The organism is Collinsella aerofaciens ATCC 25986 (assembly GCF_964237925.1).
GTDB classification, from domain to species: Bacteria; Actinomycetota; Coriobacteriia; order Coriobacteriales; family Coriobacteriaceae; genus Collinsella; species Collinsella aerofaciens_BJ.
This window is the reverse complement of sequence record NZ_CAXSKI010000025.1, coordinates 1-21,671: the sequence shown is the minus strand read 5'-3', so window position 1 is coordinate 21,671 and position 21,671 is coordinate 1. Positions and strand designations below refer to the sequence as shown.

Genomic DNA, 21,671 nt, shown 5'->3' with positions numbered 1-21,671 from the left:
GCGGTGGGACAAAAACGTCTCCACCTTCCACCTGCTACAATGGGTCAAACTGTTGCGATTACGGAGGTGTCTGCCATGTCGGACGATCTTCATCAAACTGCGTCGGGCAAGCGCCGCGACGTTATTAGCTGGGATGAGTTCTTTATGAGCGTGGCCATCGCCGCGCAGCGCCGCAGCAAGGACCCCAACACGCAGGTGGGCGCGTGCATCGCCAGCACCAACCACCGCATCCTTTCGGTGGGCTACAACGGTACGCCCTCGGCGCTCAACGACGACTTTTTCCCGTGGGGCACGAGCGACGATCCGTTGCAGGATAAGCACAACTACGTGGTGCATGCCGAGGCCAACGCCGTACTCAACTACCGCGGCTCGCTCAAAGACCTTGAGGGTTCCACGGTCTACGTCACGCTGTTCCCGTGCCACGACTGCGCCAAGATCCTGGCGCAGGTAGGTGTGGGCGAGGTTGTCTACCTGGACAATAAGTACGCCGACACCGACGACGGCCGCATCAGCCGTCGCATTCTCGACTCCTGCGGCATTAGCTACCGCCAGGTTATCGTCGATGTCCACATTGGCACCGAGGGGCAGGCTCAGCAGTAGCTCGTGGCAACGCCAGCTGGCGGCAAAACAGCCAAAAGAGACCCGTCCCAAATTGACCGCTCGTGAAAGTCGTGTCCGCGCGCATGGATGGCTCGTGAGCGGGTACATGGCTGTAGTAACATAGCCCCTGTCCGCGGGCGCGCCCGCGTTATTGTGAGAAAGGAGCCCCTGTGGCTGTTAACGAAGAGCTGCTTAAGAAGGTTCTTGAGGAGATTCGCCCCAACCTGCAGGCTGACGGCGGCGATATGGAGTATGTGGGCGTCGACGACGAGGGTGTCGTCAAGCTGGAGCTGCAGGGCGCCTGCGCCGGCTGCCCTATGAGCGCACTGACCCTGTCCATGGGTATCGAGCGTATCCTCAAGGAGCATGTGCCCGGCGTTACCCGTGTCGAGCAGGTCAATGCCTCCGGCGAGACCGACGACCTGTACGACGAGTACGCGCCGTTCTAAGATGCGAAAGCTGCGGACGGTATACTCCGCATAGACGTTACGCCCAAATATGCGGCTGCGAGCGCAAGGCCCGCGGCCGCATTTGTATGTAGGGAGTAGGAGGGTCGACATGCTCAACGACTTCTACCATATGCTTGATCCTGTCGCGATCTCGGCGGGCCCCATCACCATCTACTGGTACGGCCTGGCCTACGTGGTCGGCGCTCTGCTCACGGCGGTCGTCATGTACCGCACACAGCGTCGCTGGGGTTTTGACATTACGGTCGACGACCTGACGAGTGTCGTGGTCGGTGTGGTCTTTGGCCTTATCATTGGCGCCCGCCTGTTCTACGTCATCTTTTACGGCGACGGCTACTACTGGGCGCATCCGCTCGAGATCTTTGCCACCAACGAGGGCGGCATGAGCTTCCACGGCGGTTTGGTGGGCGGCATTATCGGCGGCATCATCGTATGCCGCATGTATAAGCTCGACGCATGGACTTTGGCAGACCTTGCTGTCATCGGCGCGCCGCTGGCCTTGTGCCTGGGCCGTTGTGCCAACTTTGTCAACGGAGAGCTGTGGGGCAAGCCGACCGATCTGCCCTGGGGCGTGGTCTTCGGTGGCACCGCGGGCGATATGCCGCGTCACCCCTCCCAGCTCTACGAGGCATTTCTTGAGGGCATCGTGCTCTTTTGCATTCTGCAGGTGCTCAGCCGCAAAAAGCCGCTATTGCCCCAAGGCACGTTTATGGGCGTGTTTGTGATGGGTTACGGCATCGTCCGCTTCCTCATTGAGTTTGTGCGCGTGCCCGATGCCCAGCTGGGCTATCTGCTTGGTGGCGTCATCACCATGGGTCAGCTGTTGAGTCTGCCACTCGTGATTGCGGGCCTGGCGCTCGTCATCTTTGCCCTCCGCCGCAACCGTCCCCAGCGCATCTACCTCGACGCCTAACCACCACAAAGGGGACAGGCACCTTTGTGGTGGTTCGCTGGGCAACGATGACGGAACCGTAACGTTTCCCCAGATAAAACCTGCCAAAATAAACCTGTCCCTTTTTGGCAGGTTTCTAGAAAGGCTCTTTGGACTGTGAAGGATTCCGACCTCTCCACAACGGCTGCGCGCGATGCCGCTCGCATCGTCTGGTTTAAGCGCTACCCCGCCAAACAGACGCTCATCGCTTTTTTGCTCGCGCTGTTGGCGACCACGGCGTTTTCCATCGATCCCGCCCCGGTGTCGAGCAACGCAGTCTTGGCGATTGACCCCAAAGCCTCGGGCATGCTGTACGTGTGCTACGAGGTGCTCCTCTCGTTTGCCGGCCATACCGACGCGGTCATGCTGCTTGCGCTTGCCTGCTTGCTCACCTTGCCGTTTCGCTACGTGTTCTTTGGTCGTGGCGACACCTGGCGTCCATCGATCATTCTTCCGTCGCTGTTCTTTGCCGTCTGCATGGTGTTCGGCCGCAGCTACGACCTCACCGACTCGGCCGAGATTGTCCTTGGCGACAAAGCCCGCATCATCTGCGCCTGGATTGGCGGCGCGGGCTGGATGCTCTTGGCGGTCGTTGCCTTCTACCTTGCCTTTGAGTGTCTAGATTGGCTGAGCTCTCGGCGCATTCCGTTTTCCGAAGCGCACTTTGGCCGCGTATGGCGTGTGACTCACGCCGTGCTCTCGGTCCATCCCTTTGCCGGACCCTTCCTGGTGCTTATGATCGCCTGGGCGCCCACGCTCATCGCTTCGCTGCCTGGCCTTTTTATGGGAGATACGGGCGCGCAGATTCGCCAGTGGTTCAACTATCCCAACGGCACGAGCGACTACCTGCGCCTACTCAACCCCAACGTGCTGCTCAACGGGCATCATCCCGTAGTGCACACGGCCATTATCGGCTTGTGCGTCCAGCTGGGGCTTTCACTGTTCAACAGCGCTAACGCGGGCCTCATCATCTACACCTGTGCTCAGTTCGTCATCACGGCCGCCTGCATGGCCTATTCCATTTCGTCGCTGCGCAAACTGGGCGTGAGCCTGCCGGTTCGCGGTGCGATCCTGCTGTTCTTCGCGTTTATGCCGATGTTTTCTAACTACGCGGCGTTGCTCACCAAAGACGTGCTCTTTGCCGACGCGTTCTTGGTGCTGCTGGTACAGACCGTCAAGCTCGTGGCATGTGGCTTGCCCCATCGTGATGCCAATGTCGAGCGAGCGGGCGAGAAAGCCCCCGTGCTCTTTGCGCGCCACGACTGGCTGCTGCTCGCTCTGGGCGCCATGGGTTCCACGTTTCTGCGCAACGGCGGCCTGGTGTTTCCCCTGGCGGCATGCGTAATCGCGGCGGCGTTTTGCGTATGGGACGCGCATGTCGCTCGTCGTGCGGCTAAGCAGACGGGCACCGCGGTCTCATGCGCCATCCCGCGCTTCCGCTGGGTTGGCGTTCTCGCGGTGCTCGCGCTCTGCCTTGCCTCTAATATGTACTTCACCAAGGTCTTTATGCCGGCGCACGACATTACGCCCGGCTCCAAGCGCGAAATCCTCTCGATTCCGTTTCAGCAGACAGCGCGCTTTGTCCAAAAGCACGACGGTCTTAACTCGGGCGTCAACCCTACGGTTAAGGAGGACGGCACCATCGTGGAGGCTCCTTGCGACGGTTTGGTGACCGACGAAGAACGTGCCGTGATCGATTGCGTACTCAAGTACGAGAACCTGGGCCGCCGCTACAACCCCGACAAGTCCGATGCCGTCAAGAACTGCTTTAACGAGTACGCCTCGCAGGAGGACATCGATGCCTATTTTGAGGTGTGGGCTCAGATGTTTAAGAAGGATCCCGAGTGCTATATTTCGGCGCTTATCAATAACTACTATGGTTATTTTTATCCGAGTACGCGCGATGCATGGGTCTACAGCACGGCGCGCAGTGCCGAGATTATGGCACGCCCCGATAATCTCAAGTACTTCGACTTCCATCCGGTCGATAGCAAGGTTGTGCGCTGGTGCGACCACCTGATTAACCTGTACCGCGTGGCGGTGCAGCGCATCCCGTTTATCTCGCTCGCCATGAGCTCGGCCACCTACGTGTGGATCATGATCGTCGTGGTGGTCTACCTGTTGCGCCGCCATTCGTGGCGCGCGCTGGCCATTTGGGTGCCGCTTTTGGGCGTGCTCGCCGTGTGCCTGATCGGTCCCTGCAACGGCTCGACCTACATGCGCTACCTGTACCCGGTCATCGCCTGCATGCCTTTTGCCATCGGTGCCACGATCACCCGCAGCGACCTCCTCTGGGCCTAGCCCAAGATTGGTATATCGGGGACAGGTTGCTTTGCCCCAACGGCTTGTATCATCACGACGCCTTCATTTTGGGGTTTATCTTGCAGGCCGGTAGGTATATCATAACGACGTTTGTTTATATTGCCCGAGCATTCACGCTGGGCTTTAGGTCGAAACCGATAGGAGACACGTATGTCCGGACACTCTAAGTGGGCCACAACCAAGCATCGTAAGGGCGCGCAGGACGCCAAGCGTTCCGCCCTCTTCTCCAAGCTCAGCCGCAACATCACCGTTGCTGCCCGTCTCGGCGGTGACCCGCTGCCCGAGAACAACGCCAGCCTCGCCGCTGCCGTTGCCAAGGCCAAGGCTCAGTCCATGCCTAAGGACAAGATCAAGTCCGCTATCGATAAGGCCTTTGGTTCGGGTGCCGACGCCGCCGTCTACGAGAACATCGTGTACGAGGGCTACGGTCCCGCCGGTGTCGCCGTCTACGTCGACTGCCTGACCGACAACCGCAACCGCACCGCCGCTGATGTCCGTTCCGCCTTTTCCCACGCTGGTGGCAACCTGGGCACCTCCGGCTCCGTCGCCTTCCAGTTTGAGCGCAAGGGCCAGATCGTCGTCGCCAAGGAGATCCTGGACGAGAACGCCAAGAAGGAGACCATGATCGCCAACGGTGCTGCCGGTGACGAGGATGAGTTCATGATGGCCATCGCCGAGGCCGGTGGCGAGGACTACGAGGACGCCGGCGAGGAGTGGATCGTCTGGACTACTGCCAACGAGGTCATGGCTGTCTCCAAGGCGCTCGAGGAGCAGGGCGTCCAGGTCAAGGGCTCCGAGACCACCATGGTCCCGACCACCCCGACCGAGGTCTCCGGTGCCGACGCCAAGAAGGTTCAGCGCCTCATCGACCGTCTTGAGGAGCTCGACGACGTCCAGGACGTCTACAGCACCATGGACATGACCGACGAGGTCATCGCTGCCCTCGAGGAGGAGTAGCGCCCGCACGGATTGAGCCGTGCATATCTGGGCATAATGAAGCGAGCATGCAAGCCTCGTGGAATAGATGAGCCGGATCCGCGTGCAATGAGGCACCGGACCCGGCTCTTTTATAATGATGCGAATCGTTTTGCATTCCTTGGATCGAGATTTGAAGGGAGCGCCGCATGCGCGTGCTCAAACGAGCCCTGGCGATCGTGTATCTTGTCGCCGCCGTTGTGGCGCTGGGTACGTTGGTCTGCCAGTTTTGGGGGCCATATACCTATCGCTTTATGCTGCTGATGCGCGATTCGCTGCCTCGCATCGTTGTTACGGCGTGCGGCGGTGTCGTGGCGCTCGGCGTGCTCGTGTGTTTCTTTCGCCTGATGTTTGCTCGTCGCGAGCCGTCCTGCGTGCATCCGGCGGGGGAGCGTAATATCGAGGTCACGCTCGCCGCCCTCTCCTCGTGTGCTCGCACCGCGGCAGAGCGCGACGACCGCGTGATGGTCGAGCATGTCGAGGCGCGCGTGCAGGGCTCCGACGAATCGCGCGTCCGTTTTAAGGTCGACGCCATCGCGCTCGACGACCGGGATGTGGCCTCCCTTGCAGCCGCGATGCAGCAACGTATCGAGGAGGCCTGCGACACCATGCTCGGCACGCCGGGCACGACCGCACGCGTTCGTTTTTTGCCGTCCAAGACTACCGTCCAGACCGTGGAGGTTTCCGGTGAGTGATACCAATCAAGACAAGACCGTCCGCACTCCGCGCCTGACTATCGATCAGAGCGCCGCGCCGGCTAGCGAGGTCGTCGATCCCAAGGTGGAGGGTACCGAGTCGCATGACGCGGTCGCCAATGATTTTGATGAGGCCATGGGTCTCATCAAGGGTACGGGGGCAGCCATCTGGAGCTATGCCGTCCGTCATCCCAACACCACGCTTGGAGCCGTCGCTGGTTTTGTGCTCGCCGTGCTGGTGCTCACGCTCGGCCTGTGGGATACGCTCGTCATCGCTTTCTTTGTACTGATCGGCGCCGTGATTGGCCAGATCCGTGACGGCGAGAACGGGATCGTCAACTTCTTCGGTCGTCTGTTTAGCGGCCGCTAGTATGTATTCGACCGCCGCGTGTGCGGTGGGCATAAGGAGGAACCATGGCTTTTAACACGAAGGTCGATGTGGCCGATACCGAGCTCGAGGCAGACGAGACCGTCACCGCCGAGGCCGAGGACGTAACGCTCGAGGACGAGGCGCTCGTCGAGGCCGAACCCGCCGACGATGCGGACGAGGACGATGAGGAAACAGACGAGTCCGAGGACTCGCTGACCTATTCCAACGGTGTGATTGAGAAGATCGTCGCTATGGCCACCCGCGAGGTGCCGCACGTCTTGGGCATGAAGGGCAACCTCATGCACTTTGTGCAGGAGCAGTTTGGTGCCGAGAATCTGACCAAGGGCGTGACGGTCGAGGTCACCGATGACAACCGCGTGGTCGTCAACATTTCCGTCATTATCGAGTACGGCGCCTACGCGCCCGCGATTTTCGACGACGTTAAGGCACGCGTGACCGAGCGTCTGGCTGCGATGACCGGCCTTGAGGTGGCGGGCGTCAACCTGCGCATCGAGGATGTCATCACCCCCGAGGAGTACGAGCACCGCACCAACCAGCACGAGTAGCCTACCAAAAAGGTAACCTGCCAAAAAGGGACAGGTTTATTTTGGCAGGTTTTATCTGCGAAAACGTCAAACGGCCGGTCGCACGGATGTATGTGCGGCCGGCCGTTATTTGTATGCCCCCGATGTAGGCATACCGCTCGTCTAACTAGGGGTTGCAATCGTCGCGTTCCGCGTTACCCTAATGGGCGCATTGTTTCCAAATTGTTAACGAGGGGTTGCCGTAATGGCTGACGAGCACGAAACAGAAAGCCAGGCATGGGCAATTGAGGCTGCCGCGGCAGAGGCGGCATCGCGAGCTGCCGAGGAGGTGCATCGTCCTCCCGTGGTGCCGATGGAGCGCGTGGTTGATCGCACCGATATTGAGCGCGGCGAGCGTGCCGGCCAAAAGCGCAGCCAGGAGCCGGGCTTCCCGCGCTTTTTCGCCGAGCTCAATCTGGGCCTGATTCTTACGGCCTTTGCCATCGTTGCGTTTAAAACCCCTAATCACTTTGCTTTTGGCGGCACCTCGGGCGTGTCGGTCATTCTGTCCACGCTGTTCCCGACCCTGCCCGTCGGCGTCTTTATGTGGATTATCAACGCGGTTCTCGTCGTTTTGGGCTTTATCTTTTTGGAGCGCAAGGCAATCCTGTGGAGCGTCTTCGCCTCGTTTGCGCTGTCCGCCTATGTTTCGTTTTTTGAGCTCTTTATTCCGACTGATGTTTCGATGACGGGCGATATGTGGCTCGACCTGTGCTTTGCCGTGATACTGCCGGCGCTCGGCAGCGCCATCGTCTTTGATATTGGCGCCTCGACGGGCGGCACAGACATCCTCGCCATGATCCTCAAGCGCCGCACCACGCTCGAGATTGGCCGCGCGCTGCTGTTGGTTGATATCGGCATCGTGGCCATCGCGGCCTTTTTGTATGGTCCGCGTGTCGGCCTGTATTGCGTGCTCGGCCTGTTTGCCAAGACGCTCGTGGTCGACAAGGCCATCGAGAGCATTCACCTTCGTAAGGTCTGCACGGTCATTTGTTCCGAGCCCCTTAAGGTCGAGGAGTTTATCGTCAAGCATCTCAACCGTACGGCGACCATCAGTCGCGGCTACGGTGCCTTCTCGGGCAAGTGCGTGACGGTGATCATGAGCGTGCTGAGCCGTCGCGAGGCCGTGCAGCTGCGCCGCTATGCGCGCGAAGTCGATCCGGGTGCCTTTATCACGATTGTCGACAGTTCCGAGATCGTCGGCAAGGGTTTCCGCGGTACGAACTAGCGCGAACGCATTCAACGAACCGCCTGCTGGCGCCGTGTACCTTGCAAATCGGTCATCTTTGAGTATTTGAACTCACATTGGGTGATAATGATGCCAAAGACATCGTTTGCGATCCAGGTGACTCGCTCAAGATACGAAGGGATGATTTCGATGTTCTGCTCGCAGTGTGGCGCCCCCATGGGCGATAACGACAAGTTCTGCGGCGTGTGCGGTGCCCCCAATGCCGGCGCTGCAGCCTCCGCCCCTCAGGGTCAGCCTCAGCCTCAGCAGTTTGTTCCGCAACCGCCCGTGGCGAATGCGCCAAAGGGCTGCACGGCTCAGGCGTTCCAAGATATGACAAAGACTCCGGGCGTGCTTCAGCGTGTATGCCAAATCGCGTTTTTGCCGGCGCTGATTTGCGTTGTGTCGGTGCTCGTGTTGTTTATTCCCGTTATTGGCGGCATTGCGGCTGCCATCGGCTTTTTGGCAGCTTGCATTGCGAGCGTGTGCGGTTCCGGCTTTGGTATTGAGTGGGGACGTGATCTTTCGCTCAAGGTCGATGACGGCATGGACCGTCCACTCATGCGCTCCACGTCGTTTGGTCTCGGAGTCTTTTCGAGCGTCATCTCGGTGGTGCTCGAGGTTATCGCTGCCATTCCCGTTATCGGTGTAGTGCTTTCGCTGGTGGAGGGCGTGGTAATTGGCGCCGCGGGCTCGTATTCTTATTACGGCTCCTATGCACTCGAGGCAGCGCTGTTCGGTTCGCTCGGCCTGCTTGTCCTGGCTCTGATTGCCTCGGCGATTCTGGGTGTCTTCTTTAAGATGTTCGCCGACATCGCCGTGATGCACTTTGCGGTGACCGGTCGCGTCGAGAGCGCGTTTTCGCTCGATAAGGTTTGGGCGGCCTTTAAGCACAACAAGACCAAGCTGTTCTGTGCTTCGTTCCTTCCCGAGTTTTTGACGGGCCTGGTTTCCAACGCCATTACGTGGATCTTGACAGCTGTCTTTGGTGCCATCGCCGGAATTGGCGCGTACGGCTATTACTATCGCCCCACGGGTATCGAGGCGATTGTTACCGCCGGTGGTGTCACGCTCGTATTGTTCCTGGTGCTGATTGCATTCGTCACGGTGTTCCTTACGGTCTTTGGCAAGATGCTCAAGCACCGTGCCGTTGGCTATTGGGCTGCACGTTATGCAAGCGAATGGGCCGATGAGGACAAGGACGACGTTTTGACTTTTGTGCTCCCGGGTGAGAAGAAGCCTGCTCCTGCGGGATTCAATCCCACGGCAGCCACTGGTGCTGCGCCTGCCCCGGCACCCGCGCCTGCACCTGCCCCGGCACCCGCGCCTGCCCCTGCCCCGGCACCTGCTCCTGTCCCCGCACCGGCGTCCGAGGCGACGCCTGCGGAGCCCGATTGGGATGCCGTTGCCACGCCGGCGGATGAGCCGGGCGATAATCCTGCTGCCGAAAACAATCAAACCGAATAGCCGGTCGAGGCGCCCTGGGCAACTGAGCCCGGGGTGCCTTTTTCTACTGCGAAAGCAAGAAAATGCCTGGGAAAACGGTTGCAGCAAAATTTCTCGGAAATTGGTCAATGTTGCGCAACAACGTCGCGGCTATTGTTGAGAACGTAGACGTGTAAGGTTTGAAGGCGTGCGACGCCTTAGGAAAAGGAGAGGCTCATGTTCTGTCCCACTTGTGGTTCTCCCATTTCGGATGATGCCAAATTCTGCCCTGTTTGCGGATCCGCCGTTGGTGCCGCTTCTGCCGCTGCGGCCCCGCAGCCCCAGCCCGCTCCGGCCCAGGCTATTCAGCCCGCGCCCCAGCCTCAGCAGCAGTACACCGGTCAATACGCCCAACAGTCCGCATCCGCTCCGATGGGCTATGGCCCCATTAAGGCTGACCGCAGCCTGATCGGCTGGCTGCTGCTCTCTCTTGTGACCTGCGGTATCTATTCGTTCTACTTCCTGTATTGCTTGGCACGCGACGTCAACACGTTGTGTCAGGATGACGGCGATTACACGCCGGGTCTGGCGGAATTCATCCTTCTATCGTTTGTGACCTGCGGCTTCTACGCGTACTACTGGTATTACAAGATTGGCAACCGCCTGCAGGCCAACGCTCCTCGCTACGGCCTGGTGTTCCAGGAAAACGGCACCACCGTTCTTCTGTGGCAGATCTTCGGCGCGCTCCTGTGCGGCCTTGGTCCCATCTTCGCTATGAACATCGTCATCAATAATACCAATGCCATGGCAACGGCTTACAACACTCGCCTTGGCGCTCGTGCCTAACAATAAGGGCGGCGTGAACAGCTCCCAGGGACATAGGGGCACGGCAGAGCTCCTTCGCCGCGCCCTTTTTTGCACCGGCGCGCTCTTTGTCGCCTGGCTCGCGCTCTACCTGCTCGACATTGGCTGCATTTTTCGATTGATGACGGGCATTCCTTGTCCGGGATGCGGCATGACGAGGGCGTGGCTGGCGGCGCTGCGCCTCGATTATGCGGCTGCCTTTGCCTACCATCCGCTGTTTTGGGTGGTGCCGATTGCGTTTGTGCTCGCGTTCGTGCGCGAGGAGGTGGCATCGAGCAAGCTAAAGCGTGGTATCGACATTGCGGTCACCGTGTTGTGCGTGCTGGTCGTCGTCGTATGGATCGTGCGCCTCGTCAATCCGGCAGATGCCGGTCTGCTCTTTGGCGGCTATGCGCCCGCCGGAGTTCCCGACGATATCATCCACCTCGAACCCCCACGCTGGCTCACCATCCTTCGCTCTTACCTGGCGTGACGGAGGACGCGCTAGAAAAACGGTCGACACATAAGCGGGGGCGAACGTTGAGATAACGTCCGCCCCCGCTTTGCTTTAGCCAGGCTGTTATGGATGGGCGTGACGGCTACTCGTCGCGCTTTTCCTCGTGGCGAGCGGCAGCGCGTGCGTCGTGGATGCCCTTGATCGCGGCATGGCGAGCCGTTCGGGCATCATGGATGGCGTCGCGAGCCTCGGCGGTCGTCGCCTTGGCAGAGCGCAACTTGGCGGCCAGATCGGGGTTGGTTTCGGCGACCGCGGTAATCGCGGGGCCGTCGAGCTCCTCTTGCGTGGGCTCGGCCAAAAAGTCGATAGCATACTGGGCGGCCACCATGGAGCCCTTTGCCAGCACGGTCTCGTCAATCTTGTAAAAGCAGGAATGCTGGGCGTACGTGGCGCCGATCTTGGGGTTGCGCGTACCTACAAAGGCGAGCACGCCCGGTACGCGGCGCAGGTACTCCGAAAAATCCTCGCCCGAAAGCGTGCCGCGGTAATGGCCTTGACCGGTGGGACCCAGGCATTTGATGACAGCCTGACGGCAGCGCTCGCTCGAGGCGGCGTCGTTTTCGACCTTGTAGTTGGCGATGGTGTAGTCGGTGAGCTCTGCCTCGGCGCCCAAGGCGGCCGCGGTATGCTCCACGATGCGGCGCATAAGCTCCGGCATTTCCTCGTGGGTCGAATCGCCGTAGGTGCGCACCGTGCCGGCGAGGTAGGCCGTGCCGGCGATAACGTTGCGCGCGGTGCCGCCGTGCAGCTCGCCGACGGTGATGACAGCCGGCTCGTAGGGGCTGATCTCGCGCGAGACGATGGTCTGCAGGGCATTGACGATCTCGGCGGCCACCATGACGGCGTCGTGGCCGCGCTGGGGCATGGCACCGTGGCACGAGGTACCGCGGACATCGATGCGGAACCAGTCGGTATTGGCCATGCGCGGTCCGGGCTCGCAGCTTACAGTGCCGGCGTCGACCTCACTCCAGATGTGCGCGGCGTAGGCGCCATCGACGCCGTCGAGCACACCCGTGCCGATCATGAGCTTGGCGCCCTGGCCGTTTTCCTCGCTGGGCTGGAAGACGATGCGGACTTCGCCGTGGATGTCGTCGGTCATATGGCGCAGGATTTGCAGCGTGCCGAGCATCATGGCGATATGGCAGTCGTGGCCGCAGGCGTGCATGCAGCCCTCGTTGACGCTGGCGAACTCCTCGCCGGTCTGCTCGGTGACGGGCAGGGCGTCGATATCCGCACGCAGCAGGATACGGCGGCGCGGCGTGCCGTCCTCGCGATAGGCGTCCGGCGCGGTACCGCGAAGCGTTGCCACCAAGCCGGTCTTGAGCGGACGCTCGTAGGGGATATTCATGGCGTCGAGCTGGTTGGCGATGTCAGAAGTCGTGCGCTCCTCGGCGAGGCTCAGCTCCGGGTGCTTATGGAAGTGCCGGCGCTGCTTGATGATATAGGGTTCAAACTCGGTAGCGATATCTTTGATGGCTGCGGTGACGTCGTCAGCCGCGCGAGCCTCGGTCGCCGCCATAATCTGCTGTGCCTTGGTCTTCGTCATGGTCGATTTGCTCCTTGCTGGGTTGATCGCAAAATCGTACAGGCTCTCTCCAGTATGCCACCTGCCGCTAGGGCTGGTAAAGTTGCCGTTTGCCGCTCGGGGTTTTGTTACAAGGGCGGGGGAGTACACTCGGGGGTGTTGAATTTCCTGCCAGAGATGGGGATGTCCATGCAACATATCGATCGGATTATCCGCTCCAAGAACGTCTTTACCGCGCAGGACGGCATCGATACCGCCCGCGAGCTGGCGATTGCCATCGCAGGCGACCGTATCGTCGCAGTCGGTGCGCCCGATGACGTGATCGCCGCCGCTCCCGCCGCCACGTCGGTTATCGACTACGGCGAGCAGTTTGTCTGCCCCGGTTTCCATGACGCTCATCTGCACTTCTTCCATACCTCGGTCGGTTCCTCGCCGTACATGCTCATGGATATGGGCACGTCCGAGGCGGCGCTGGTGCAACATGCGCTCGAATTTTCCCGGGACCTGCCCGACGACGCTTGGGTTGTGACGCAGGGCTGGCGTGATTACCGTTGGGACCCGCCCGAGCATCCTACCAAGGCGTCGCTCGATGCGGCATTCCCCGATCGTCCCTGCGTTATGTATTCGGGCGACGGGCACACGCTTTGGCTCAACAGCTGCGCACTCGAGGCGCTCGGCGTCATACGCGACAGCGAGCCGCCAGCGGGCGGCAGCTACGACAAGGATGCAAACGGCGAGCTCACGGGCATTGCTCACGAGGCGGCTGCCATGCAGCTGCTACCGCGCTGCCTTGAGTGGCTGGGCGAGGATCGCATCGCAAGCGCTTACGCCGATCAAATGAGGCGTATGGCCGAACAGGGCATCACCTCGATATGCGATATGTCGCTCATGCCCATGCCGGGCTGCGACTTTATCCGCGACGATGTTTACGACAAACTGCAGGCAGCCGGCAAGCTGGGCATCCGCGCCCATCTGTTTCCCACGCTGCTGGATGACCAATCGCGCTTGGAAGAGCTGCAGACCCGCTACACGAACAACGCGCTGCTCTCGGCGCCGGGCTTTAAGCAGTTCTTCGACGGCGTGTCGAGCGAACACACGGCGTATCTCACCGAGCCCTATACCAATCCGCGCTTCCCGGGCGACCAGGGCCGTCTGACGGTTCCTGCCGAGCGCATGCGCAAGCTGGTTCTGGCGGCCGCGGAGCGCGGCCATACCGTGCGCATCCACGTCATCGGCGACGGTGCGATTCATGCCGCGCTGGATATCTTCGAGGAGGCCGCCGACCTGTACGGCCTGCCCCAGCACGGCCATAACACGCTCGAGCACCTGGAGAACCTCTTGCCCGAGGACATCGATCGTCTACGCAAGCTTAACGTCGTTGCCTCGAGCCAGCCCTGTCACATTACACTCGACCCGGGCGGCCCCGAGCGCGATCTGGGCCTGGAACGCAGCCGCATCATGTGGCCGTTTGCGACCTATAAGCAGCGCGGCATCCGCCAAGCCTTCGGCACCGATAGCCCCATCACAGCTGTTACAAGCATGAACGTGCTCTACACGGCTATCACGCGCCAGGACCCCAAAAGCCACTGGCCCGAGGACGGCTGGTTACCGAGCGAGCGCATCGATGCGGCAACGGCCCTGCGCAACTACACGCTTGGCAGCGCGTACGCAGCTGGCGACGAGCAAAACCTCGGCAGCTTGGAGCCCGGCAAGTATGCCGACCTGGTAGTCCTGGACCAAAACCCGCTCACCATCGACCCCCAAGAACTCCAAGCTACCAAGGTTCAGGCGACCTACCTGGCAGGCAACTTAATCTACGAGCGCTAACCCCATACCCCACCCATAAGGGGCACGTTTCAGCAACGTGCCCCTTTCTTGTTCGCACCATCTGCATCGCCATTTTGCTGCACTGACTTTTCTGAATGCCGGGCCCGAATTAGTTAACCTGGCTCCCGTGTGGCTCCGGAGGGGCGGGGCATAAGGTTTATCGCGAGTTCCGCACGAGCCGAAGGCCACTTAATGTGGCCTTCGTGCGAGCAGGACTGCCCGAGCAGGAAACCTTATGCCCCGCCCCTCCGGAGCCACACGGGAGCCACCGCTAAGCTATCCCCCGGCATTCAGAAAATCTAAGTGCCAAAAAATAAGATTTTTTGACTCTGTGTTGTATAACCCGCCATTCGTGGGTACCATTCAACGCGTACGCAAACAAAAAGGGTTAATTCGCGTGGTATAACCGCGCGGCCCAAAAAGGAGGAGACAAGCATGTCGTCTTTGAAGCCGCTTGCAGATCGTGTTCTGGTCAAGCCCGACGAGGCCGAGCAGAAGACCGCTTCCGGTCTGTATATCGCCAGCAACGCTCAGGAGAAGCCGCAGCGCGGCACCATCGTTGCCGTGGGCGCCGGCAAGGTCAACGACAAGGGTGAGCGCATCCCCATGGACGTCAAGGTTGGCGACGTTGTCATCTACGGTAAGTTCGGTGGCAACGAGGTCAAGGTCGACGGCGAGAAGTATCTGCTGATGCGCGCCGACGACATCTACGCCGTCGTCGAGGCCTAGTCTCGTCAGAATCTCTGATTCGTCTTTGAGCGCGCCCGCCGCATAGGACTCGGAAGCGGCGACGCGAGTCACATTTCTTTTGGAGGATTACCTACCATGGCAAAGAACATTACGTTCAACACCGATGCCCGCGCTAAGCTCGCCAAGGGCGTCAACACTCTGGCCGACGCCGTTACCGTCACCATGGGCCCCAAGGGTCGCTACGTTGCGCTGCAGCGCACGTTCGGTGCCCCGACCATCACCAACGACGGCGTTTCCGTCGCCAAGGAGATCGAGCTCGAGGACAACATCGAGAACATGGGTGCCCAGCTGGTGAAGGAGGTCGCCACCAAGACCAACGACACCGTGGGTGACGGCACCACCACCGCAACTCTGCTCGCCCAGGCCATCGTCAACGACGGCCTGCGCAACGTCGCCGCTGGCGCCAACCCGCTGGCCATTCGTCGCGGCATCGACAAGGCCGTTAACGCCGCCGTCGCCGAGATGAAGAAGCAGGCCAAGCCGGTCGAGACCAAGGAGCAGATCGCTTCCGTCGGTACCATCTCCGCCGGTGACCCCGAGGTCGGCGAGAAGATCGCCGAGGCCATGGAGGTCGTGGGCAAGGACGGCGTCATCACCGTCGAGGATTCCCAGACGTTCGACATCACCATCGACACCGTTGAGGGCATGCAGTTCGACAAGGGCTATGTCTCCGCTTACTTCGTCACGGACAACGACCGCATGGAGGCCGTGATGAAGGATCCGTACATCCTCATCACCGACCAGAAGATCTCCAGCGTTCAGGACATCATGCCCGTTCTCGAGGCTGTCCAGCGCGCTGGCCGTGGCCTGCTCATCATCGCTGAGGACATCGACGGCGAGGCTCTGCCTACCCTGGTCCTCAACAAGATCCGTGGCGCCCTCAACGTCTGCGCCGTCAAGGCTCCGGGCTACGGCGATCGCCGCAAGCGCATCCTCGAGGACATCGCCGTCCTCACCGGTGGCCAGGCTGCCCTGGACGAGCTGGGTGTGAAGGTCGCTGACATCACCGCCGATATGCTCGGTACCGCTAAGTCCGTCACCATCTCCAAGGACAACACCGTCGTCGTCGGCGGCGCTGGCTCCAAGGAGGCCATCGACGCTCGTATCGCTCAGATCAAGGGTGAGATGGAGAACACCACCTCTGACTTCGACCGTGAGAAGCTCCAGGAGCGCCTGGCCAAGCTCTCCGGTGGCGTTGCCGTCATTAAGGTCGGCGCTGCTACCGAGTCCGAGCTCAAGGAGATTAAGCATCGCGTCGAGGACGCCCTGCAGGCTACCCGCGCTGCTGTCGAGGAGGGCATCGTCGCCGGCGGTGGCGTCGCCTTCATGGACGCTGCTCCTGCGCTCGATGCCGTTGAGCTCGACGACCCCGAGGAGAAGATCGGCGTCGATATCGTCAAGAAGGCTCTGACCGCTCCGGTCGCTACCATCGCCAAGAACGCTGGCTTTGAGGGCGCTGTCGTGGTCGACAAGGTTGCCGAGCTGCCCGCCGGCCAGGGTCTCAACTCTGCCAACGGCGAGTGGGGCGACATGATTGAGATGGGCGTCCTCGACCCCGTCAAGGTCAGCCGCGTCACCCTGCAGAACGCTGCTTCTGTCGCCAGCCTGATCCTCATCACCGAGGCTACCGTCTCCGATGTGCCTAAGAACACTCAGCTTGAGGACGCTATCGCTGCTGCTACTGCTGGTCAGCAGGGCGGCGGTATGTACTAAGGCCGACAAGGTCTAGAACTCCCACCGGGAATCCGGGGGCGTGACGGGGACTTCTCTCCGGAACGTCCTCGGACATGCAAAGAGGCTCCGCATCGCGCTTCGCGCTGCGGAGCCTCTTTGCGTCCTGCGGAATGTTCCGGAGAGAAGTCCCCGTCACGCCCCCGGATTCCCTGCGTTTACGGCCTTGAGGTCGGCTCGCGGAGAAGGATGTGGTTGATGGGAATACGTGTCCCTTTCGCTGTTTCGCGGCTTTGCCGCGAAAAGCGCGTTACTTTGGGATGGGTGGGGAACGCGGTTGTTGCGGCAACTGGTCCTCGCCACAAATTACCCTTGGCATACTTGCGCGAACGATTGCTCGTGCTACACTTGCAATTGCTGTTTCAGGGCGGGGTGGAATTCCCCACTGGCGGTAAATCGGGCGGTGTCAAAGGGACGCCGTGGCGCAGGCGAGGTGTCTGCGACCGAGCCGATGAGTCCGCGACCCGAGCGTGTGTTGGTTCGCATGCCGGCTGAACTGGTGAGATCCCAGTACCAACGGTTAGAGTCCGGATGAAAGAGGCAGGTGATCTTATGTCTGAACAGTCGCAGCATATCCATTTTGAGAACACGAATAGGTGGAGCACCAAACAGCTCGTTACCATGGCGCTGATGTGCGCCTTGGGTGCCCTGTTTATGTACGTGCAGCTGCCCATCCTTCCTTCGGCGCCGTTTTTGACGTATGACCCGTCGCTGGTGCCGGCGATGGTGTGCGGGTTTGCGTACGGTCCTGGTGCCGGCACCGCTGTTGCCGCTATGGCTATCGTTATCCATGCGCTCACCACGGGTGACTGGGTCGGCGCGCTTATGAACTTGGTTGCCACGCTGGGCTATATTCTGCCTGCGGCTATCGTCTACCAGAAGATGCACACCTACAAGGGTGCCGTGATTGGCCTGGCACTGGGCGTTATTGCCGCTACGGTGCTTTCTATGGTTGCGAATCTGACCATTGGCGTTTGGTTCTGGTATGGCTCGGTCGATGTGATCGCCCCGCTCATGATTCCTGCCGTGCTGCCGTTCAACCTTATCAAGACCGTGCTTAACTCGGTGTTGACGCTGGCGGTGTATAAAGCAGTCTCCAACCTCATCACGCCTAAAAAGGACCAGGTCAAAGGCCGCGCATGATTGAGTGTCGGGGCGTTTCCTTTAGTTATGACGGTGCCGCACCGGCGCTCGACGGCGTCGATTTGAATATCGAGGACGGCGAGTTTTTCTGCATCCTCGGTGGCAATGGGTCGGGCAAGTCGACGTTTGCCAAGCATCTGAATGCGCTGTTGCAACCCGATGCGGGCACGGTACGCATCAACGGCATGGATGCGTCCGACCCCGAGCTGGTCTACGACATTCGTTCGACCGCGGGCATGGTGTTCCAGAATCCCGATGATCAGCTGGTGGCAACGCTTGTCGAAGATGACGTTGCGTTCGGTCCCGAAAACCTTGGCGTGCCATCGGCGCAAATTGCGCAGCGCGTACGCGAGGCGCTGAAGGGCGTGGGCCTGGTGGGCTTTGAGCGCCACGAGACCCATGCGCTTTCGGGTGGCCAAAAGCAACGCGTGGCGCTTGCCGGCGTGCTTGCCATGGAACCGCGCGTTCTCATTTTGGACGAGGCTTCCTCGATGCTCGATCCGCGTGGACGCAAGGGCCTCATGAAGGCTTGCCGCGCGTTGCACGCTCGCGGTATGACCATCGTGATGATTACGCACTTTATGGAAGAAGCCGCCGAGGCCGATCGTGTCGCGGTGTTTCGGGCGGGGCACGTTGCCATGCTCGGTACGCCCGAGGAAATTTTGACGCGGGCGGATGAGCTTGCGCAGCTCAACCTGGATATGCCGGAGTCGTGTCGTCTGGGCATGGCGCTTCGTACGAAGGGCGTGCCTGTTCATGCGCAGGTGCGCGAGGTGGATATGGTCGCTGAGATTGCGCAGGCTTATGCCGAGCGAAGTGGGGCAGACACCGCGGGACAGTCTTCCGCATCCCAGTTGGAAATCGCTGACGGCACTGTTCCGGTAGACAACGAGGACAACGCGTCGGAGCCCGTCATCGAACTATCCCATGTTTCGTACAGTTATTCGCTCAGTCCGCGCGAGCGCCACCGCTGGCACAAGCGCTCGGCCACTGCGGGCAAATCGAACAAACAAGCCCTTTGGGGAAACGACCCCAGCAGCCCGTGGGCGCTGCGCGATGTATCGCTGACGGTGCGTCGCGGCGAGTTCCTGGGCTTGGCAGGTCATACCGGTTCGGGTAAGTCGACGCTGGTCCAGCATCTCAACGGTTTGATTCGCCCCCAGGAGGGATCCGTTCGCGCGCTGGAGCTCGATCTATCAAACAAGAAAGACGCCGCCGCGGTTAAGGCCAAGGTCGGCGTGGTGTTTCAATATCCCGAGCGTCAGCTGTTTGCCGAAACCGTGGCGCAGGACGTGGCGTTTGGTCCGCACAACCTTGGCTTGCCGCAAGATGAAATCGACCGTCGTGTCGAGTCGTCGCTCTCGCGCGTGGGCCTCGACCTTTCCACGGTCGGCGACAAGAGTCCCTTTGAGCTTTCGGGCGGTCAGCAACGGCGTGTGGCATTCGCCGGCGTGCTCGCCATGGAGCCCGAAGTCCTGGTGCTCGATGAACCCATGGCGGGGCTCGACCCGGCTGCGCGCAGGGATTTCTTAGGGCTCATCGATCGACTCCATCGCGAGGGCCTGACCGTTGTCATGGTTTCGCACAGCATGGATGACCTGGCCAATTGCTGCGACCGCATCGTCGTGATGAACGAAGGTGCGGTGTTTGCCGAGGGCACGCCCGCTCAGGTTTTTGCGCATGCGGATGAGCTTAAATCAATCGGCTTGGGCGTTCCCGCTGCCCAGCGTATGGCGCTGGCGCTTACGGAGGCGGGCGTGCCGCTGCGTCGCGGCGGCCTCTATACGGTTGAGTCGCTGGCAGACGAGTTGGTGGACCTGCTAATCGGTCGCTCGGGCGGTCCTTCTAACGTCGCGGACATTGCTAAATCCAAGACGGTCGCGCGAGAGGAGGGCTGCTAATGGAGGCGTTTTCGTTTGGCAGCTACTATCCCGGCGATAGTGCGATCCACCGCCTAGACCCGCGAACTAAGTTGCTCTTGGGCTTTGTGTTTCTGATCACGACGCTCACAGTCAGCAGCTTCCGCGGACTGGCCCCGGTCGCAATCTTCGTTGTCCTGATCTATGCCGTGTCCCGGGTGCCGTTGCGCCGGGTCCTATCATCGATGGCACCATTGCTGGCGATTGTCGTGGTGGTCGCAGTGCTCAACCTGTTTTCCGACCAGAGCGGGCGCATCCTGTGGCAGCTCTGCTTTCTGCAGATAAGCGAGGGCTCGCTGCGTTCTGCCGCCTTTATGGCGTGCCGCCTGACCCTGATGATGGCCGGCATGAGCGCCATTACGCTCACCACGCCCACGCTCGACCTCACCGCGGGCTTTGAGCGTCTGCTCGCACCGTTTGCGCGCGTGGGGCTCCCTGCGCATGAGCTCGGCATGATCATGGGTATCGCGTTGCGCTTTATGCCGCAGTTCGCCACCGAGATGAAGCAGACGGCGGACGCGCAGGCAAGCCGCGACGCGCGCGTGACGTGCGGTCCGCTCGGCGGCGTGCGTATGCTCGGCAGTGTGGCGATTCCGCTGTTCACGGGCGTGTTCCGTCATGCCGAGACGCTTTCGGCCGCCATGGATGCCCGTTGCTATCATGGCGAGCAGGGCCGCACACGTTTGCATGCGCTTGCATTTGGCCGCAGCGATGCGTTGGCGGCGGTGGTGACGGCGTTGCTGCTCATCTGCGTCATCGTCATCAACCTTCAACTTGTTTAGGCGCGATTCGAGCGCAAGAAAGGGGTTCCTATGACCGACAACGACCGCACGGCTCAGCTTGAGCGCGCCTGTTCATATCTCAGGCGCATTCCGGCGTGGTATCTGGCCACGACCGATGTGTCCGACGGGCATCAGCCTCGCGTGAGGCCGTTTTCGTTTGCCATGGTCGATGACGGTAAGTTGTGGTTTTGCACATCGCGCGACAAGGACGTATGGGCGGAGCTGAGTGCGAATCCCAAGTTTGAGCTCTCGGGCTGGAAGCCGGGGGAATGTTGGATCGTATTGACCGGCGAAGCCGCACTTGAGGACGACACAGTTGCGAGCGACAAGGTGCGTCAAGTGGGTTTTAAGCACATGGTGGGCATTGGCGAGGAACACGAGAGTGCCAACGACGGCCGCCTTGCGTTTTTCTCGGTCCGCAATATCGTCGCCCGCTTCTGTGATATCGACGGCAGCGAGGAGCGCCTGGAGCTCTAGCTCACACAAACCAGGCTCTCAAACTGGCTAATCAGGAGGACACATGGACGGATTGAATACGGTTTTGGAGTATCTGACGTCGGTGCCAGCGTGGTACTTGGCGACGAGCGTGGACGGGCAGCCACATGTGCGTCCGTTCTCGTTTGCACAGATTCAGGACGGCAAGCTGTGGTTTGTGACGGCGCGCACCAAAGATGTGTGGCAAGAGCTTCTGCAAAACCAGCGCTTTGAGGCCACGAGTTGGTGGCCGGGCCATGGTTGGCTCATCTTGCGCGGGCGTGCCGGCTTGGATGACCGGGCTTTAGACGAAATGCGCGAAGCCGGGTGGAAGCATCTAGAGCGCCTGGGCGAGCACTATGAGGGGCCTAACGACCCCACGCTCGTCTTCTTTAGCGTCGAGGATCCCGAGGCTTTTATCTGCAATCACGACGAATGGGTGCCGGTCGAGCTCTAGCCAGCTGGCTCATCCTAACAACTTGGTTTGAGCTCAAAGGTGGAATCGCCGGGGCGCACCATGGCTCCAACGTGGCGGAGCGCCATCTNAGATAGCACTCCTGCCT

Annotated in this window: 21 protein-coding genes and 1 riboswitch; of the genes, 20 read left to right on the top strand and 1 reads right to left on the bottom strand. The window is 60.7% G+C overall.

Annotated elements, in window-relative coordinates; translation table 11 throughout:
• Positions 1 to 75 precede the first annotated feature (75 nt).
• The 12 genes from ACESWY_RS09690 (at position 76) to ACESWY_RS09635 (ending at position 10,933) form a co-directional block, all read left to right on the top strand.
• Positions 76 to 600 carry a deoxycytidylate deaminase gene (locus ACESWY_RS09690; RefSeq protein ID WP_117756880.1) on the top strand — a complete coding sequence of 175 codons (525 nt, stop codon included), beginning with the start codon at positions 76 to 78 and terminating at the stop codon, positions 598 to 600.
• Between the two features lie 170 nt (positions 601 to 770).
• A complete protein-coding gene (locus ACESWY_RS09685) occupies positions 771 to 1,049 on the top strand; it encodes a NifU family protein (protein ID WP_117637654.1) in 279 nt (92 codons plus the stop codon).
• 109 nt (positions 1,050 to 1,158) lie between these two features.
• On the top strand, positions 1,159 to 1,980 hold the full coding sequence (lgt, locus tag ACESWY_RS09680; RefSeq protein ID WP_373093470.1) for a prolipoprotein diacylglyceryl transferase: 822 nt from the start codon (positions 1,159 to 1,161) through the stop codon (positions 1,978 to 1,980).
• Positions 1,981 to 2,115: 135 nt separating this feature from the next.
• On the top strand, positions 2,116 to 4,299 hold the full coding sequence (locus tag ACESWY_RS09675) for a DUF6020 family protein (protein ID WP_373093469.1): 2,184 nt from the start codon (positions 2,116 to 2,118) through the stop codon (positions 4,297 to 4,299).
• A 171-nt stretch (positions 4,300 to 4,470) separates the two neighbouring features.
• On the top strand, positions 4,471 to 5,277 hold the full coding sequence (locus ACESWY_RS09670; RefSeq protein WP_006234926.1) for a YebC/PmpR family DNA-binding transcriptional regulator: 807 nt from the start codon (positions 4,471 to 4,473) through the stop codon (positions 5,275 to 5,277).
• A 167-nt stretch (positions 5,278 to 5,444) separates the two neighbouring features.
• The gene (locus ACESWY_RS09665; RefSeq protein ID WP_195403853.1) at positions 5,445 to 5,990 is read left to right on the top strand and encodes an Asp23/Gls24 family envelope stress response protein; all 546 of its coding nucleotides are present in this window, start codon (positions 5,445 to 5,447) and stop codon (positions 5,988 to 5,990) included.
• A complete protein-coding gene (locus tag ACESWY_RS09660) occupies positions 5,983 to 6,360 on the top strand; it encodes a DUF2273 domain-containing protein (RefSeq protein WP_233504631.1) in 378 nt (125 codons plus the stop codon). The genes ACESWY_RS09665 and ACESWY_RS09660 overlap by 8 nt, the downstream gene beginning before the upstream one ends.
• 44 nt (positions 6,361 to 6,404) lie before the next feature.
• A complete protein-coding gene (locus tag ACESWY_RS09655; protein ID WP_195403852.1) occupies positions 6,405 to 6,926 on the top strand; it encodes an Asp23/Gls24 family envelope stress response protein in 522 nt (173 codons plus the stop codon).
• 223 nt (positions 6,927 to 7,149) lie between these two features.
• On the top strand, positions 7,150 to 8,172 hold the full coding sequence (locus tag ACESWY_RS09650; protein ID WP_118081066.1) for a YitT family protein: 1,023 nt from the start codon (positions 7,150 to 7,152) through the stop codon (positions 8,170 to 8,172).
• 150 nt (positions 8,173 to 8,322) lie between these two features.
• A complete protein-coding gene (locus ACESWY_RS09645) occupies positions 8,323 to 9,639 on the top strand; it encodes a zinc-ribbon domain-containing protein (RefSeq protein ID WP_158567279.1) in 1,317 nt (438 codons plus the stop codon).
• A 195-nt stretch (positions 9,640 to 9,834) separates the two neighbouring features.
• Positions 9,835 to 10,443 carry a DUF4234 domain-containing protein gene (locus ACESWY_RS09640; protein WP_118081062.1) on the top strand — a complete coding sequence of 203 codons (609 nt, stop codon included), beginning with the start codon at positions 9,835 to 9,837 and terminating at the stop codon, positions 10,441 to 10,443.
• Positions 10,436 to 10,933 carry a DUF2752 domain-containing protein gene (locus ACESWY_RS09635; RefSeq protein WP_373093465.1) on the top strand — a complete coding sequence of 166 codons (498 nt, stop codon included), beginning with the start codon at positions 10,436 to 10,438 and terminating at the stop codon, positions 10,931 to 10,933. Before ACESWY_RS09640 ends, ACESWY_RS09635 begins: the two co-directional genes overlap by 8 nt.
• A 106-nt stretch (positions 10,934 to 11,039) precedes the next feature.
• Here ACESWY_RS09635 and ACESWY_RS09630 read toward each other — a convergent pair whose 3' ends face one another.
• Complete coding sequence (locus ACESWY_RS09630; protein WP_373093463.1) at positions 11,040 to 12,503, bottom strand: M20 family metallopeptidase; 1,464 nt, start codon at positions 12,501 to 12,503, stop codon at positions 11,040 to 11,042.
• Positions 12,504 to 12,665: 162 nt separating this feature from the next.
• Between ACESWY_RS09630 and ACESWY_RS09625 the strand changes: the two genes are divergently transcribed.
• The 8 genes from ACESWY_RS09625 (at position 12,666) to ACESWY_RS09590 (ending at position 21,565) form a co-directional block, all read left to right on the top strand.
• On the top strand, positions 12,666 to 14,309 hold the full coding sequence (locus ACESWY_RS09625) for an amidohydrolase (protein WP_373093461.1): 1,644 nt from the start codon (positions 12,666 to 12,668) through the stop codon (positions 14,307 to 14,309).
• Positions 14,310 to 14,744: 435 nt separating this feature from the next.
• Positions 14,745 to 15,038 (top strand): co-chaperone GroES, encoded by a 294-nt coding sequence (gene groES / locus ACESWY_RS09620; protein ID WP_022094351.1) that lies wholly within the window; start codon positions 14,745 to 14,747, stop codon positions 15,036 to 15,038.
• A 96-nt stretch (positions 15,039 to 15,134) separates the two neighbouring features.
• Positions 15,135 to 16,772 carry a chaperonin GroEL gene (gene groL, locus ACESWY_RS09615; RefSeq protein WP_022094352.1) on the top strand — a complete coding sequence of 546 codons (1,638 nt, stop codon included), beginning with the start codon at positions 15,135 to 15,137 and terminating at the stop codon, positions 16,770 to 16,772.
• Between the two features lie 372 nt (positions 16,773 to 17,144).
• Positions 17,145 to 17,337, top strand: a riboswitch (FMN riboswitch).
• 5 nt (positions 17,338 to 17,342) lie between these two features.
• Entirely contained in the window at positions 17,343 to 17,933 is a 591-nt protein-coding gene (locus ACESWY_RS09610; RefSeq protein WP_368143976.1) for an ECF transporter S component, read from the top strand.
• Positions 17,930 to 19,834 carry an energy-coupling factor transporter ATPase gene (locus tag ACESWY_RS09605; RefSeq protein ID WP_373093458.1) on the top strand — a complete coding sequence of 635 codons (1,905 nt, stop codon included), beginning with the start codon at positions 17,930 to 17,932 and terminating at the stop codon, positions 19,832 to 19,834. Before ACESWY_RS09610 ends, ACESWY_RS09605 begins: the two co-directional genes overlap by 4 nt.
• The gene (locus ACESWY_RS09600) at positions 19,834 to 20,634 is read left to right on the top strand and encodes an energy-coupling factor transporter transmembrane component T family protein (protein ID WP_373093456.1); all 801 of its coding nucleotides are present in this window, start codon (positions 19,834 to 19,836) and stop codon (positions 20,632 to 20,634) included. Before ACESWY_RS09605 ends, ACESWY_RS09600 begins: the two co-directional genes overlap by 1 nt.
• A gap of 30 nt (positions 20,635 to 20,664) precedes the next feature.
• Positions 20,665 to 21,111, top strand: coding sequence for a pyridoxamine 5'-phosphate oxidase family protein (locus ACESWY_RS09595; protein ID WP_373093454.1), 447 nt, complete (start codon positions 20,665 to 20,667; stop codon positions 21,109 to 21,111).
• Positions 21,112 to 21,154: 43 nt separating this feature from the next.
• Positions 21,155 to 21,565 (top strand): pyridoxamine 5'-phosphate oxidase family protein, encoded by a 411-nt coding sequence (locus tag ACESWY_RS09590; RefSeq protein ID WP_099432117.1) that lies wholly within the window; start codon positions 21,155 to 21,157, stop codon positions 21,563 to 21,565.
• Positions 21,566 to 21,671: the final 106 nt, after the last annotated feature.

Excerpts from the sequence above, each read along its gene's own strand:
- ACESWY_RS09665 (WP_195403853.1), top strand. The coding sequence starts at position 5,445 with ATGCGCGTGCTCAAACGAGCCCTGGCGATCGTGTATCTTGTCGCCGCC.
- ACESWY_RS09690 (WP_117756880.1), top strand. The coding sequence starts at position 76 with ATGTCGGACGATCTTCATCAAACTGCGTCGGGCAAGCGCCGCGACGTT.
- ACESWY_RS09650 (WP_118081066.1), top strand. The coding sequence starts at position 7,150 with ATGGCTGACGAGCACGAAACAGAAAGCCAGGCATGGGCAATTGAGGCT.
- ACESWY_RS09590 (WP_099432117.1), top strand. The coding sequence starts at position 21,155 with ATGGACGGATTGAATACGGTTTTGGAGTATCTGACGTCGGTGCCAGCG.
- ACESWY_RS09645 (WP_158567279.1), top strand. The coding sequence starts at position 8,323 with ATGTTCTGCTCGCAGTGTGGCGCCCCCATGGGCGATAACGACAAGTTC.
- ACESWY_RS09605 (WP_373093458.1), top strand. The coding sequence starts at position 17,930 with ATGATTGAGTGTCGGGGCGTTTCCTTTAGTTATGACGGTGCCGCACCG.
- ACESWY_RS09655 (WP_195403852.1), top strand. The coding sequence starts at position 6,405 with ATGGCTTTTAACACGAAGGTCGATGTGGCCGATACCGAGCTCGAGGCA.
- groL (WP_022094352.1), top strand. The coding sequence starts at position 15,135 with ATGGCAAAGAACATTACGTTCAACACCGATGCCCGCGCTAAGCTCGCC.
- ACESWY_RS09600 (WP_373093456.1), top strand. The coding sequence starts at position 19,834 with ATGGAGGCGTTTTCGTTTGGCAGCTACTATCCCGGCGATAGTGCGATC.
- ACESWY_RS09610 (WP_368143976.1), top strand. The coding sequence starts at position 17,343 with ATGTCTGAACAGTCGCAGCATATCCATTTTGAGAACACGAATAGGTGG.
- ACESWY_RS09625 (WP_373093461.1), top strand. The coding sequence starts at position 12,666 with ATGTCCATGCAACATATCGATCGGATTATCCGCTCCAAGAACGTCTTT.
- ACESWY_RS09595 (WP_373093454.1), top strand. The coding sequence starts at position 20,665 with ATGACCGACAACGACCGCACGGCTCAGCTTGAGCGCGCCTGTTCATAT.
- ACESWY_RS09630 (WP_373093463.1), bottom strand. The coding sequence starts at position 12,503 with ATGACGAAGACCAAGGCACAGCAGATTATGGCGGCGACCGAGGCTCGC.
- groES (WP_022094351.1), top strand. The coding sequence starts at position 14,745 with ATGTCGTCTTTGAAGCCGCTTGCAGATCGTGTTCTGGTCAAGCCCGAC.
- lgt (WP_373093470.1), top strand. The coding sequence starts at position 1,159 with ATGCTCAACGACTTCTACCATATGCTTGATCCTGTCGCGATCTCGGCG.
- ACESWY_RS09670 (WP_006234926.1), top strand. The coding sequence starts at position 4,471 with ATGTCCGGACACTCTAAGTGGGCCACAACCAAGCATCGTAAGGGCGCG.
- ACESWY_RS09640 (WP_118081062.1), top strand. The coding sequence starts at position 9,835 with ATGTTCTGTCCCACTTGTGGTTCTCCCATTTCGGATGATGCCAAATTC.